A 13,710-nucleotide genomic window follows, 5' to 3' on the forward strand; every position below is an offset into this window, starting at 1 on the left:
GGAGGTGTGGTAATGAAGAAGTGGTTATTGATTATGATCATCTGTCTTGCTCTAGGTTTCACGGCTCTTGGTAAGACGAAGGTCACAGTTTGGTTTGCAGGTACACCCGAGGCCTTGATGGAGGCTGTGGATGATCGACTAGTTCCTGCCTTTGAGAAAGCCAACCCTGATATTGAGCTAGCTGTAGAATACATACCCTGGGGGGAGCTTTCCACGAAACTGACCACCGCCTTTGCCGGCGGCATAGGACCCGACATATTCATGCATGGTCAGGCCGCAATTGCAGGATTTGCAGAAACGGGTGTAATAATGAGCATCGACAGCCTCATCGACAAGCTAGAGGATCCAGGGGATTTTGGGGGTACTCTGGGTGTCGGTCTTTACCGAGGCAAGAATTTCATGGTTCCAGTGTTCGGCTCTGGCAGACTCCTCGCATATAGGGAAGACTTCTTCATTGAGAGCGGTCTAGATCCCGATGAGCCACCTGTGACTTGGGAACAGCTAAGAGCTTACGCGGAGGCTTTGACAATCTACGAATCCTGCAGGCTAGTGAGGGCAGGTCTTGATATTCCCGTATCAGCAATCGATCTCCAGCAAGTGTGGACAGGCTTCCTCATTGCAAACAACGGCACTCTCTTCGACAACGACTTCAATCCGATATTCAATTCCGAAGCGGGTATAGAGGCTCTAGAATACTACGTGGGCTTGATACGAGAGGCCAAGGTCGCTTCTGAATACGGTCTTACACCGATTGGAAACCTTTCCCCTATTGCGGCGGGCACAGCAGCAATCTGCTTCATGAATAACGAATCTCTCGCAGCCATCAAGGAATACAGCCCGGACGTTTACTCCAAAATTCGCCTCTCTTTCCCACCCGCAAGATACGAGAGAGCCGGTTTCTACTCCTTCGCGGGCTTCATGGTTTCGAACAGCACAAAGAATCTGGAAGCAACTGCAAAGGCTCTTGCCTTTTTGACATCAAAAGAAGGGCTAATAGAAATTAATACTGCTCTTGGCAGTTTGCCACCAAGGCAGTCCGGTGTCGAGGCTGAGTACATAGCAAATGATCCAAATTTGATGAAATTTGTGGAAGGCTCGAAATACGCCTACGGAAATCCAAATGTTCCTTTCTGGGTTCAAGCAAGAGATATTATCTCTAAGTATCTCGAACGAGCAATTATGGGAGTCATGACTCCGAAAGACGCGCTAGACGGCGCAGCTGATGAAATAAGCAAACTCAAGTAATTGATGAAGGCCGGCTTCTCCTCAGGGATGGGCCGGCCATTTATCTTTTAAGAGGTGGAGCGTGAGCAGTGCGGGGAAACTCAAGAGGCGAATAACAGTAACAGCCTTGATCTTCATTGCACCGGTGGTTGTTTACAACTTAATCTTCAAAATAGTCCCTATCTTTGTCTCTCTCTTTCTGAGTCTAACGAAATTCTCGGGGTTCGGAGAAGCCAGGTTCATTGGCCTTGAAAATTACCTCCGGATATTTGGTGACTCGGAGTTTTGGAGAGCAATTCTTGTGACTTTTCAATTCTCAATTGAAGTCCTGCCTCTCAATATGTTGATCTCTCTGTTGCTCGCCTTGCTCGTCAACAGCGCTCTGAAGGGAATGGGAGTTTTCAGGGCAATTTACTACCTCCCGGTTATTACTCCTATGGTTGCTGCAAGTATGATCTGGATCTGGCTTTATGACCCTCAAATCGGTATATTGAATTTCCTTCTTTCACTTTTTAACATACCGCCTGTGAATTTCCTCAGAAATCCAAGCACTGCGCTTCATTCAATTGTTGCCATGAGGATATGGAGAGGAGCAGGCTGGAATATGCTTATCTATCTAGCCGGTCTTCAGGGAATTTCAAGAAATCTATATGAGGCAGCAGCGATCGATGGAGCCTCGTCAGTTCGAAGATTCTTCAGGATCACTCTTCCTCTATTAAGACCTGTACACGTTTATGTTTTGATTGTAGGCATGATTAGCACTCTTCAGTCCTTCACAGAGATGTATGTCATGACTGGTGGAGGCCCTTTACAGTCAACAACTACGGTTGGCCTTCTTATTTACAGAGCTGCCTTCGACTACATGGATATGGGGTACGCAAGCTCGATGTCGTTCGTTCTAGGGATAATTATTATGATCCTGTCCGTTGTCAGTTTCAGATCACGTCAGCAGAAGGAGGCTTAAGAATGAAGAAAAACAAGCTCCGAACTTTATTACTGCTCTCGCTTGCCGCAGTCATATTCGGGTCGCCTTTCTTCTGGATGGTTATCTCCTCGCTAAAACCGAATGCAGAGCTATTCGCCTGGCCGCCTACATTCATTCCAAAGACAGTAACTCTGGAACACTACCAATCGGCACTTACCTCCAGAGGCTTCAGCAACTATTTTCTAAACAGCGCCATAGTATCACTGATTTCGATGGCGTTTAATCTGGTGTTCTGCTCTCTTGCAGGCTATGCCTTTGCCAGACTTGATTTCCCTTTGAAGAATGTTTTGTTCATAACACTATTGAGCACTATGATGATACCAGTTCAGGTGACTCTTGTTCCGACTTTCTTGATGGTGAAATCATTCCCTCTCGTGGGTGGGAATGATATTCTGGGAAGGGGAGGAACCGGCCTTCTCAACACTTACGCTGGTCTTGTTATCCCACACATAATGACTGTTTTCGGGGTTTTCATTATGAGGCAGTTCTATATGCAGTTTCCAAAGGAGCTTTCGGAGGCTGCCAGGATCGATGGTGCCTCCGAACTCGGAATCTTTAGAAAGATCTTTCTTCCACTGGGAAGGCCTGCGATGTCTGCCCTTGCGATTTTTACATTCACTCAAGCTTGGGATGATTTTCTCTGGCCCCTTGTAGTTACAAGCGACAGATCTATGAGGACTCTGCAGCTTGGACTGGAAGTGTTCAAGAACAGGTACACTGCTGATTGGGGCCCTCTGATGGCCGCTACGACGGTTTCGGTTCTACCCGTCATTATTGTTTTTCTCGTTTTTCAAAGATACTTCACTGATACAGCTTTGAGCTCCGGAATCAAATAGAGTGGGAAGTGAAGAGATGGATTTAGTTTACGATGTTGTAGTTGTTGGCGGTGGCGTAGCTGGCGTATCGGCAGCCATTGCAGCCTCCAGAATTGGAGCTAGAGTGCTCCTTCTGGAGAAAGACATGTCATTTGGAGGGGTACTAACCACTGCTTTGGTAAATCCGATGATGACCTTTCATTCACCTGCAAGACAGGTGATAGGTGGAATAGGCCAAGAGATAATCGATAGGCTCGTTTCAGTACAAGGAAGTTATGGTCACATAGATGATCCCATAGGTTTTGTGAAGTCGATCACACCATTCGATCCCGAAAAAATGAAATCATCACTAATTGAACTGCTTGTAGAGGAAGGCGTAGACTTTCTGTTCAACTCACTTGTCGCAAGTGTATCGAGAGAGGGGGACTCTATTTCAACAATAACAACTGAAAGCACTGGCGAGAAGAACAGAGTTAATGCAGAGGTTTTCATCGATTCAACGGGTGGGGGAAATCTTTCTATTCGTGCAGGAGCTTATTACAACATTGGAGACGGTAGCCCTTCCAGCTGCCAGCCAATGACACTGGTGATGAGAATTGGAGGTGTTAATCGAGAAGAGATTATTTCTTATGTCAATGGAAACAGAGATGATTTTGTTATCAATGAGCATACCGACCTGAGCTATCTGGGAATTGCCGGTTTCTTCAGCTTCATGAATAGAATTGACGATTATGGAATATCCTTCAAAAGAGACAGGCTTCTGTTCTTCGAGATCCCCTATCATCCCGGTCAGGTATTTATGAACACAACGAGATATCCTGGTTATGCAAACACGAGCAAAGAACTTACTAAGGCTCAAAGCAAAGGAAACATAGATGTTTGGAGATTCATGAATTTTCTTAAGAAAGAGATTCCTGGATTTGAAAACTCATTTCTGATTCAAACAGGCTGTCACATTGGAGTTAGAGAGACTACTCACATCGTTGGGGATTACGTTCTGAAAACGAATGACTTGATCGATAGAAAACCTTTTGATGACAGTATCGCCGTTGGATCATATCCGATCGATATTCATTTGCCCAGTTCGGCAGAGTTGAAGACGATCTCAATTCCTTACCCCGGCGAATACCATATTCCAATGCGTTCGCTAATCCCAAAGGGCTTAGCAAATGTCATTCTTGCCGGGAGAGCAATCAGTGCAGATCATACGGCCTTTTCCGCAGTCAGAACCAGCCCTCTTGCAACCGCAACCGGCATGGCTGCAGGTATTACTGCGGCACTCGCTGTGAAACACAGAAGACTTGTCAGAGATGTGAACATCGACCTGATACAGAGGGAGATCGTTGAAATGGGAGGGATCCTTTGAAAACAGTAGTTGTTCCAATGGATGATAGACCCCCAAACTACCAGCTGGTTTCCAAGATAGCAGATCTGAATTGTCTGGAGATCGAATTGCCAGATAAGAACCTGCTCGGAAGATATTTGAGGCCGGGAAATTGCGAGGAACTGGCCCGATGGATGCTTTCAAGAGAGGCAGACAGATTCATAGTCTCCGTCGATATGCTTTCTTATGGCGGTCTAATAGCCTCAAGGGAAGATGGGATCAGCACGAGAACAGCTATCGACAGACTTAGCTCGGTGAGAGAACTGAGGAGAAGATTCCCAAATGCTGAAATTCTCCTTTCCTCAATTGTCAGAAGAGCATCTGTCTCCGTTTCGTCGGCTGGCTCTAAGGAACTTTGGACGATGCTCAACAACTATCTATGGCTCTCAGGAAATGAAAGAATCAAAGAAGCCGAGGCCGTAGAAGACGAACTACCCAGAGGATTTGTCGGCAGATATCGTGAACTCCGCTTGAGAAATCACGAGGTGAATAAGGAGTGTCTGAAGCTTGTTAAAGCAGGTTGTGCAGATATTCTAGTATTAGCTCAAGAAGATACTTTTCAGCATGGCCCTCAGGAGAGAGAACTGGCTATTCTTGAAGATATGGCGAAAGACTACGTCATAGACGACCGCATATTCATACATAACGGCGCAGATGAAGTGATTCAGGAGATGCTTTCTTACAGACGAGACCAAGAGTACCCCATCGAAGTCATTTATGACTCACCAGAGACAAGAGAAAAAATCATGGATTTCGAGGACAGAGAGTTTGGGAAGAACGTAGAATCTCATATGAAGTTTCTTGGGATGCGACAGTCTTCCGGTTCTTCAACCGGGATTCTGGTTGCTGGCACAAAAATAGACAATTCGATTGAAGCTCTCAAAAATCTCAGTGAGCGGAAGCAGCGGGTCTTCATTCTAGACGTTTTCTGTGCAAACGGTTCTAGTCATTCTTTTGTTGATGCTTACCTGGGTCTGGATCTGAAGAACATCTGGGGATACTCCGCCTGGAATACAGCTTCAAACAGTCTGGGGACTCTTCTTTCTCTGGCCGCCACCTCCAGCTCTTGGGAAGTGGAAAGGAAGGCTTTTACCGAGTTTTACATCTCGCGGCTTCTTGACGACCATCTTTACCAGGGTATTCTCAGAAACACTTTGGAGAGAATGGTCGATGAATCAGGTGGCGACATATACAAAGTCAGCAAATCTAAGGGACTCTTTGAAGACTTCAGAGACAATCTCTTCATGCCTAAAGCAGAAGAGTTTCTTGATAGATTCATTCGTGGGAGGAAACTTGACATTTTCGATTTCTCCTCTTCAGAGAATCGAATATCGATTGAGAAATTCATCCTCCCGTGGGACAGAACTTTTGAATGCGAAATAGAAGTAATGATTCGCTGAACGAAATCTTGTCTAATCCTAAGTGAAGGGGGTATCTCCAGTGAAAAAGAAAGTGGCAATTGTAGGAGCAGGTGTTTGGGGAAGAACTCATGCATTTCTATATAAGGAACATCCAGAGGTTGAACTGGTGGGAATTTGCGATCAGAACGTAGAGAGAGCCGAAAAGTTCGCTGATGAATTCAGCATCCCACGAGTCTTTCCAGACCATAGGACAATGCTGGATGGGCTTGACTTTGACGCAGTATCGATTGTCACTCCGGATTTCGCTCATGGTGCGATTGTGGTAGACTGCGCAAATGCCAGAAAGGATATCCTCGTCGAGAAACCAATTGCAACAACAAGAGAGGACCTCATCAGGATATCTGAGGCGGTGAGCGAGAACAACGTAAGGATAATGACCGATCTCCACAATAGATGGAGCCCTCCCTTTGCAGTGGCCAAGAAGATGATTGATGATGGTGAGCTCGGCAGCCCCGTCAGTGCCTATTTCAGGTTGAATGACGTTCTCTGGGTCGCAACAGATATGCTCCCATGGTCGAGTAAATCATCTATTCTATGGTTCTTGGGTAGCCATTCAGTAGATACATTAAGATGGTTTTTCGGCGACGAAGTCGAGACTGTTTACTCTGTCAGTTCTTCAGGCGTCCTTAAGAATCTGGGGCTTGATACAACCGACATCTATCAAACAATTCTGACCTTCAGAAACGGTTGTATAGCATCGATGGAGAACAGCTGGATAACGCCCAACACAAATCCTTGCGTGAACGACATAAAATTCAACTTCACGGGTAGTAAAGGAATGGTTAACCTTGATCTAAGCAACAACCAGATGATCGAGTACTTCACTCAGAACGAGAGCAAGCATCCTGATGTGCTGGTAAACCACTTTGTCCACGGCAAGGCGAAAGGCTTTGCATATGAAAGTATTCGACATTTCATCGACTGTCTGGTGACTGGAGAGGAGTTCCTCATAAAGCTGGATGACGCCATCAACACCTCGCTTGTAGTTCTTTCGATTCTCGAGTCTGCCGAGAAGAGTATTCCGGTGAAGGTTAAATACCTAAATTCAGACTGAGAAAGCAATGCTCCAGCATCAGCTTTTCGGTTAACTGAATTCCATAGTTCAATATTCTACAAACGGGCGGAGTCTCCGAATCCCTTGTTCTTAAGGACTCATAGAGATTCTCTCTGAAATGAGTGTGCCACTATGTATGACTACGCATCTCGGATTCGGCTGAAGGCCTGCAACCGTTATTTAGTAAGGGAGATACTAGATTGTGCTCCAACTTTGTTGTCCAGTAATCATAAGATATTTCGAGTAAAGAGTACGAAGTTGTATGTATCACTTGTCTACTCGTTTCATTTATTTCGGCTTTCCGATTGACTCGCTTTAAGCAGATCTGAGTACAAGAGAAGCAAATTCAAAAACCCTCCTCTGTATGCAGAGTTATCACAATTATCCTGAGCGCCGCTGCCAAAGGCAAAGAACCTTTACAGCTCGTCATAAAACTTGAGGATCTTAAGCGCCCTCAGAGTCAACCACTTGGATGGCTTTCCCTTTTCTTCAACGGCAACAAGCATCTTGTCATTGAATGAGTTCTGCATCTTCCAGAATCCTTCATTGTTTCTCTTGTTTGCCACGATTCTAATTGCATCCTCGAGCCTGGGATCTTTGATTCCCAGCTCGGCAAAAATCTCCAGCAGTTCCAGCAAGTCCGTCTGATACATCAGGGGAAAACCGAATCTCAGCCAACCGGGCTTTGCTACTTTCTCGAGATCGTGGCTTTTCTTGTAAATGCGGTGTAAAAGAAAATACTCGACCAACTGCTCGATCTTCTCTCTTACTGACTCACTTCGCCTGTCATCGGGAATCGCCGCCAAGGCCTTCAAAGCCTTTGCAACGCCCAAGTGGCATGAGTGGCGTCCCCAGCAAGCTTCATATCTCTCATATAGCTTTCCGGAAGGTGGCTCTTCAATACCGTCGTCTGCTCGCTGATAGGAGCAGATCCAGTCGATGGCTCTCTGCACTCTTTTATCTTCAATGAAGCCTAGCCTGATTAGTGAATAGACCATGTTACCTGTTAGGCAGGGGATTACCCCGCTCGGGAGGCCCGTCTTGGTCTTCGCGCTTTGAGTATATGAAAAACCCCCTTGCTCGAATTCCTGAGAGCAACTCAAGATGAATTCACAGGCCTTCTTCACTCGCTCATTCTTCGGATCTGCCCTCATCTCGGCAAGAATTACGAGATTCCAGACCGTTCCACGATACTTATCGGTGTAAAACCTTTCGGGTTTACCCCAGGAGCCGTCTTCGTTCTGGAGATCTAGCAGAGTGGGCACCACACCGATCGACATTATTGCCTCTTTCGCGCCCATGACTTCAGCTTCGTCTTCTGATCGATCCATGAGAGAACTCAGCGTCAGATATCTGACTGAAGGGTTCTCTTCTTCTAGAAGCCAATCAAGAACCTTGTCCGCCATGCCACTTCCTCCAATTCTGCCTGAACCGATCTATTATATGTCGTTTTCGACTCTTGAAGACCGATTTTTACTCTTTGTATCAAGCTGTCTCCATAAGTCAGGGGTTGAATGAGATCAAGAAAGTCCGATCTGTTATCATTATTGCGAAAGACAGCTGGAGGTGCGAAATGGAAATAAGAAGGATTGACAGCTCTTACAAAGACAAAATCGTAGAGATCTTCCTGATGTCATTCGAATACTTCGAACCGGAAGAGAGCGAGTTCTTCTTTTCAGATCCATCCCTCTGGGAATATGTCTGGGGCGCATTCGACGAAGAGAAGTTAGTTGCCGCATACATAAGCTACAAATATCTCGCGAAAATCCGTACCAAACCTTTTGAATGCAGGTACGTCGAGGCCGTGGCCACACTGCCCGAATATCGCAGAAGGGGTATAACAAAAGCAATTCTCTTGAGGGATATACAGGAGACTCTGAAAAGCGGAGTAAACATTATTATGCTCGATCCTTTCAAGCATGACTTCTACGTAAGGCTGGGGTTCGGGCTTGGCTTCGAGAGTCTTGAACTGACCTTCGATTTCTCTCTTCTTTCAGATGAACTGGAAGACGACGATCTCAAAATAGTTTCCGGCAAGCTACTAAACAATGAAGAGATGAAAACGTTGATTGAAGAGGCCCGGAAAGTCCTGTGGGAAACCTCTCGTTACACCGAGGCGCTGGAAATTGCCGCTTGCAGTCAGGAGATATTCCACAAGAAGGAGCTGTTTGGAGTCGTAGCCATCGATGCCAATGGCTCACCTCATGGAATGATGGTCTACAGTAAGAAGGAGAGAAAGATGCTTATAGAGAGCTTCTCCTTCGTCGATCTTGCAGGATTATTCGCGCTGAAGAGATTCATACTAAATCATAGGGACCAGATTGCAACTTTCGAAATGAGGAGAATGCCGCCAGATTTTCCAATAGAACTCTTCTTCCATTCGAGATGGCAGGCCGGAAAAGAGCTCAAGATGATAGATGCCTCATCAAGGATGGTAAGAATCCTTCATCCGCTTCCAGTGATTTCGAAGCTCATGGATAGGTCCGTTCGCGGAAATGTTGTTCTGAAGGTAAAAGACGAACTACTCTCCCAGAATAACTGCAAAATCCTGGTCGGAAACGGGAAAGCAGAGATAACTGAAGCAACAGAGGATTTCCAGATAGCGATTTCGGACCTAGTTCCGCTTTTGACAGGGAGGATTTCGGCAACCAGGCTTTGGAGACTTGGAAAGCTCCTGACCGGCTCGTGGAATAACATCCCCTGGGGAATCTCTGAAGTTCCGGAGAAGGTTAGCATTCTCGACTCGATCTTCCCAGAAATCATAACGCATAACGTTTTGTAAGTCACTTCCAGCTGATTGATCTGAAGAGGTGATCTGAATGAGAGGAAAGCCGGTAATAGTTGAAGAATACAGTACTGCTTGGCCTAGATTGTTCAGGGAGGAAGCAGAGCGGATTTCTGCCTCACTAAATGAGTTTCAGAAGACGATAGAACATATAGGAAGCACAGCCGTCCCGGTGCTTCAGGCAAAACCGGTAATCGACATAATGATCGGCGTATCATCACTTGAACAAGCCGATTCCTGCGTGCCTTTCATTGAAATAACGGGCTATCTTTACAGACCCGAGCACGAGGATTCAATGCCGGAGAGAAGGTACTTTGAGAGATCCGGCAGTGAGATTGATTATCATATACACATGGTCGTTTTTGGAAGCAAGTTTTGGAAAGAACACATCTTCTTCAGGGACTATTTGCGCGAGAACCCAGAGGCCTTACAACAATATGCCGCGCTCAAGAAAGAGCTCGCCGAACAATTCAGAGACACCAGAGAAGCTTATACAAATGGCAAGGCCGAGTTCATCCAGGGGATACTGAAACGGCAGAAGGATTGACGTCAGGTCCCGCCTGCTGAATGACAAAGGATTGCGTTTTCCCGTTAAATAAGAAGAGCCGCTCTTGCTACTAGCTGATGGATCGTATGCCTCTTTTGGACTTACCTCCACAACACTCTTATACGCTTCGCAATAAAGACCTTGCAGCTATTGTCACGAAAGACGACCAGTCTACCGGTCACTAATACGAGAATCTGCAGAGTATAGAGGTCACTTTCCTGCATTGATTTACATGATTAGTCATAGGAAAACCGCGGATACTTGCATAATTCTTTCAAGAGCGGCTTCTTTGGCTTTCAAGAATCCAGCGTACTTTACGCTAATGTTAAAAATGGAGTCTGTCCCCGAAAAAGGGGGGTGTCTCGATACAGTTAGCTCCTTTCGAGAGCATAAAGAGCAGCGTACAGTCCGCTCATCAACTGTATCTGAACGAGTTTCTTTATGGGGATTATTGTGTATTCGAGTTCCTTCTCCAGTTTGTCGCTCATATCCTTCATGTGTTTATATGCTTTCTCTGCGGCGGCTTTGAATTCATCGTCATTCGTCTTCTCGTAGTTTAGAAGCATGATCCTTCTGAGCATTCCCCACAGGAGCATCTTGTAGGTCTTGGAGACCTGCTGGTTGTCGAAGGCTTCGGCCACAGTCGCTTTCTTTTCCAGCTCCTTGGCTGTCTTTGCCCAGTTCTCCTGAACGGGAAGGTGCTTCTCGGAGGATTCTAGAAAGTCGTCGAGAGCTGTCCGGAGCGGAGTATCTACTATTAGCCTGTCTTTCAACGGGAAGTAGATCTCCCTTATCTTCTGGTCCTCTTGCTTGGTGTCTTCGATATTGGCCAGAATAAGATCCCTCCTGATGGACTCCGTTTCGGAAAGATCTTCAATCTTTGGATTGTAATAATACGGGACTTCACATACCAGTTCAAATACCTTTTCGTTGAACTGTTTTCCGTACTCATAGCTGCAGGTACCTGCCTTTCCGATTATCTCTGCAGGATCCCTGTCGGTATTGGCTGCGTAGTAATCGTATGTATCTCTCATAGTCGGCATCTTGTAGACGGCCTCGGCGAATTTTAGTGCATATGGCATCTCCGGTTCGCCAAGCGCCGCCGGGATATCCTGGTCTTCATAGGCCTTCTCGAATATCGGATACAGAATCGGAGCATCGTCGGATATGTAGTTGTATACACCGCCAAAACCGGCATTGTGAAGGCTATATATAAAGATCGGCTTGACCTCTTCGATAATGTTCATCAATGCTCTCGTCTCGGGAATCGGATCATTGTTGTCGAGAGTTTTGTACTTTATTGGGAAGGTCCATTCAACCTGCTGAAAACTCGCAGGTCTGTAGAAATTCAGCGCGTAGTTCAGGGGAGTGTAGGGCCCTCTGAACCAGCCCTCGTTTAATTTCGCCCCATCGTTGTCGGCTACCTTGACTATGTACCAGCTCACGTCCTTGAAGGAATTTCTGAAGGCCTCGTTTTCGACGAGCTGTCGAGAAAGATAGTCGAGCATCATGCTTCCTATCGGTTCGTTAGGATGGGGAAAGCCGTACATAAGTATCACCCTGGAACCGTTGCCGATCTTTAGACAATAGATCGGATCTCCTGCCATCGATTCACCTATCTTGTAGAATCTGGCAAGATCGGGGTATTGTTCCGCGAGTTTCCTGCTCGATTCGTTAAGCTCTTCGACCGTTTTGAAGTATTCGTAATCCGGTACATTCTTGATTACCGACTTTATTGAATCCATGACTACCCCCTTTATGTAGAGACAGACAGACCGCCTGCCGTTGTAGATTGCTCGAAACTCTGGTCAATTAACAGCGAAGCTCTTGTCGACCGTCTTTCCGGAAAGACTTCTTAGCCGGGTCTTTCTTTAGAAGACCATGTTAAGTATAACCCGTTCTAATGCAAAAAAACCCCCGAACGAATCGAGGGTTCTTGGTCGGGGCAACTGGACTTGAACCAGCGACCTTCTGCGCCCCATGCAGACACGCTTCCAACTGCGCTATGCCCCGTACTCGAAGATTTTATCACAGTTGGGATAACCTTTCAAGAGCAGAACGACGCCCAGGGCAACTTTCAGATAATTAAAATTGGCTCTGCAGGCTACTCTCTGACCTCGAAGGTCAGGAAGTCGATCTCGACGCCGCCGCTCTCGGAATCATTCAACCTGAAGTCGTAATATCCAGCATCCCATGGAGCGGTGAACACTATCAAACCGTCTGTCATGCCACCGACGTAGGCATACTGAATGTCGTGCAGGTCGTTTTCCGACTCGCTTCCATGTATAATATCCGAAGGAACGATTCCGATCCAGGCGTAAGACCCGAGTCCCGAAGTTCCAAAGAAATAGAGATTGATCTCTTCACCTGGAACGAAAACGAGTTTCTCAAGGCTCATGTACTTAGATTCAAGGGGCAATTCGTCATCTGCAACGTATACCACACTCTCGATTTCATCGAGATAGAATTCGTAGATTGATCCGTCTTTCAAAGTTATTACCAGCAAACCATTCGCAATCGCGGTAACACACAATGCCGCAATTATCAAAAGAACAAGCTTCTTTTTCATGCCGCACCTCCTCCATGAAGATTCTCTCACAATTGCTCAAACGGAGGGCTGCTGTTTCGTGCCTCCCCAAAATAAGAGTTGAACCTAGATCGTCTATGATGTCAGAATCCAGTCCAATTCAGATGCTATAATATATGGTAGTCGAATATATGTAAGGAGGTTGGTTTGTGAAGATAGCTATTCCAACAATTGATAACAAAGGGCTCCAGTCACATATTTCGGAGCATTTCGGTCGTTCGCCTTTTTTTGCCTTTGTAGATGTGGAAGATAACGAAATCGTTTCACACGAAATCGAGGTAAATCCCTTTGAGCAGCACGAACCAGGTGAGATCCCTGGTTACGTGAAGAGCAAAGGCGCCGATGTGATCATAACGAGAGGCATGGGTGGCCGGGCGAGGCAGTTCTTCGAGACTCTTGGCGTGCATGCCATTACAGGAGCCAGTGGGACTTTAGAAGAGCTCGTAAGAACTTACATCGAAGGTGAGCTTTCCAGTGTTGAATACGAGCCCGAAGACCACGGAAAGTTCCACAATCACTAATTAATGACATGGAGTACGGCATGAGAAATATGAGGGGAAGAAGAATGGGGGTGGGCAGATCCTGGATCGAGCTGTATCTGCTTCTTCTCATCGCCGAAAAGCCCGCGCACGGTTATGAGCTTTCTTCTAGAATCAACGATTTCGAGATTCCGATCTTCGGTGTCGGTCAAATGGGAAGCCTCTACCGTGTGTTGGGTAGTCTAGAAGAGATGGGGCTAATAAATTCGGAATGGGACACAGAAGACACCGGCCCGGCAAAGAAGAACTACAAGATCACGAGGGCCGGCCTCGAATACCTGAAAACAGCGGAGGTCAAGATAAAGAAATTCAGGGAGAACGTCGACAAGTTTCTTGAAAGACTGAACGATCTGAATAAAATATAAAGCC

General features: G+C 46.2%; 13 protein-coding genes and 1 tRNA gene. 10 read left to right on the forward strand and 4 right to left on the reverse strand.

The window, feature by feature from the left end; genetic code table 11:
* The first annotated feature begins 12 nt into the window (after positions 1–12).
* The 6 genes from Y696_RS11240 to Y696_RS11265 all read left to right on the forward strand — a co-directional run bounded on the left by Y696_RS11240 (position 13) and on the right by Y696_RS11265 (position 6,883).
* Positions 13–1,245, forward strand: coding sequence for an ABC transporter substrate-binding protein (locus Y696_RS11240; RefSeq protein WP_121510506.1), 1,233 nt, complete (start codon positions 13–15; stop codon positions 1,243–1,245).
* A 61-nt stretch (positions 1,246–1,306) separates the two neighbouring features.
* Positions 1,307–2,188: a carbohydrate ABC transporter permease gene (locus Y696_RS11245; RefSeq protein ID WP_121510507.1), complete on the forward strand. Its 882-nt coding sequence runs from the start codon at positions 1,307–1,309 to the stop codon at positions 2,186–2,188.
* A gap of 2 nt (positions 2,189–2,190) precedes the next feature.
* On the forward strand, positions 2,191–3,045 hold the full coding sequence (locus Y696_RS11250; protein WP_220668795.1) for a carbohydrate ABC transporter permease: 855 nt from the start codon (positions 2,191–2,193) through the stop codon (positions 3,043–3,045).
* Between the two features lie 16 nt (positions 3,046–3,061).
* Positions 3,062–4,390, forward strand: a complete 1,329-nt coding sequence (locus tag Y696_RS11255) for an FAD-dependent oxidoreductase (protein ID WP_121510509.1) — start codon at positions 3,062–3,064, stop codon at positions 4,388–4,390.
* A complete protein-coding gene (locus Y696_RS11260) occupies positions 4,387–5,808 on the forward strand; it encodes a DUF4127 family protein (RefSeq protein WP_121510510.1) in 1,422 nt (473 codons plus the stop codon). The genes Y696_RS11255 and Y696_RS11260 overlap by 4 nt, the downstream gene beginning before the upstream one ends.
* A 40-nt stretch (positions 5,809–5,848) precedes the next feature.
* Positions 5,849–6,883, forward strand: a complete 1,035-nt coding sequence (locus Y696_RS11265) for a Gfo/Idh/MocA family protein (protein ID WP_220668796.1) — start codon at positions 5,849–5,851, stop codon at positions 6,881–6,883.
* Positions 6,884–7,299: 416 nt separating this feature from the next.
* Here Y696_RS11265 and Y696_RS11270 read toward each other — a convergent pair whose 3' ends face one another.
* Positions 7,300–8,289 (reverse strand): prenyltransferase/squalene oxidase repeat-containing protein, encoded by a 990-nt coding sequence (locus tag Y696_RS11270; RefSeq protein WP_121510512.1) that lies wholly within the window; start codon positions 8,287–8,289, stop codon positions 7,300–7,302.
* A gap of 167 nt (positions 8,290–8,456) precedes the next feature.
* Between Y696_RS11270 and eis the strand changes: the two genes are divergently transcribed.
* Entirely contained in the window at positions 8,457–9,665 is a 1,209-nt protein-coding gene (gene eis / locus Y696_RS11275) for an enhanced intracellular survival protein Eis (RefSeq protein ID WP_121510513.1), read from the forward strand.
* A 37-nt stretch (positions 9,666–9,702) separates the two neighbouring features.
* Positions 9,703–10,215, forward strand: a complete 513-nt coding sequence (locus Y696_RS11280; protein ID WP_121510514.1) for a GrpB family protein — start codon at positions 9,703–9,705, stop codon at positions 10,213–10,215.
* A gap of 371 nt (positions 10,216–10,586) precedes the next feature.
* Here the strand turns inward: Y696_RS11280 and Y696_RS11285 are convergent, their stop codons facing one another.
* From Y696_RS11285 to Y696_RS11295, 3 genes are all read right to left on the reverse strand, one after another.
* Positions 10,587–11,960, reverse strand: a complete 1,374-nt coding sequence (locus tag Y696_RS11285) for a M14 family zinc carboxypeptidase (RefSeq protein ID WP_121510515.1) — start codon at positions 11,958–11,960, stop codon at positions 10,587–10,589.
* 192 nt (positions 11,961–12,152) lie between these two features.
* Positions 12,153–12,228: transfer RNA gene (locus Y696_RS11290), tRNA-Pro, on the reverse strand.
* Positions 12,229–12,319: 91 nt separating this feature from the next.
* Positions 12,320–12,784: a hypothetical protein gene (locus Y696_RS11295; protein WP_259459933.1), complete on the reverse strand. Its 465-nt coding sequence runs from the start codon at positions 12,782–12,784 to the stop codon at positions 12,320–12,322.
* 167 nt (positions 12,785–12,951) lie between these two features.
* Between Y696_RS11295 and Y696_RS11300 the strand changes: the two genes are divergently transcribed.
* Together Y696_RS11300 and Y696_RS11305 are read left to right on the forward strand one after the other, a co-directional pair.
* Positions 12,952–13,323: a NifB/NifX family molybdenum-iron cluster-binding protein gene (locus Y696_RS11300; RefSeq protein WP_121510516.1), complete on the forward strand. Its 372-nt coding sequence runs from the start codon at positions 12,952–12,954 to the stop codon at positions 13,321–13,323.
* Positions 13,324–13,343: 20 nt separating this feature from the next.
* Positions 13,344–13,706, forward strand: coding sequence for a PadR family transcriptional regulator (locus tag Y696_RS11305; protein WP_259459934.1), 363 nt, complete (start codon positions 13,344–13,346; stop codon positions 13,704–13,706).
* The last annotated feature ends 4 nt before the right edge of the window (positions 13,707–13,710 follow it).

The sequence above is a fragment of the Mesotoga sp. H07pep.5.4 genome (assembly GCF_003664935.1).
Taxonomy (GTDB): domain Bacteria; phylum Thermotogota; class Thermotogae; order Petrotogales; family Kosmotogaceae; genus Mesotoga; species Mesotoga prima.

What these genes read in the sequence shown, in the direction of transcription:
- Y696_RS11240 (WP_121510506.1), top strand. Translation starts at nt 13, where the DNA reads ATGAAGAAGTGGTTATTGATTATGATCATCTGTCTTGCTCTAGGTTTC.
- Y696_RS11280 (WP_121510514.1), top strand. Translation starts at nt 9,703, where the DNA reads ATGAGAGGAAAGCCGGTAATAGTTGAAGAATACAGTACTGCTTGGCCT.
- Y696_RS11305 (WP_259459934.1), top strand. Translation starts at nt 13,344, where the DNA reads ATGAGAAATATGAGGGGAAGAAGAATGGGGGTGGGCAGATCCTGGATC.
- Y696_RS11295 (WP_259459933.1), bottom strand. Translation starts at nt 12,784, where the DNA reads ATGAAAAAGAAGCTTGTTCTTTTGATAATTGCGGCATTGTGTGTTACC.
- eis (WP_121510513.1), top strand. Translation starts at nt 8,457, where the DNA reads ATGGAAATAAGAAGGATTGACAGCTCTTACAAAGACAAAATCGTAGAG.
- Y696_RS11285 (WP_121510515.1), bottom strand. Translation starts at nt 11,960, where the DNA reads ATGGATTCAATAAAGTCGGTAATCAAGAATGTACCGGATTACGAATAC.
- Y696_RS11270 (WP_121510512.1), bottom strand. Translation starts at nt 8,289, where the DNA reads ATGGCGGACAAGGTTCTTGATTGGCTTCTAGAAGAAGAGAACCCTTCA.
- Y696_RS11250 (WP_220668795.1), top strand. Translation starts at nt 2,191, where the DNA reads ATGAAGAAAAACAAGCTCCGAACTTTATTACTGCTCTCGCTTGCCGCA.
- Y696_RS11255 (WP_121510509.1), top strand. Translation starts at nt 3,062, where the DNA reads ATGGATTTAGTTTACGATGTTGTAGTTGTTGGCGGTGGCGTAGCTGGC.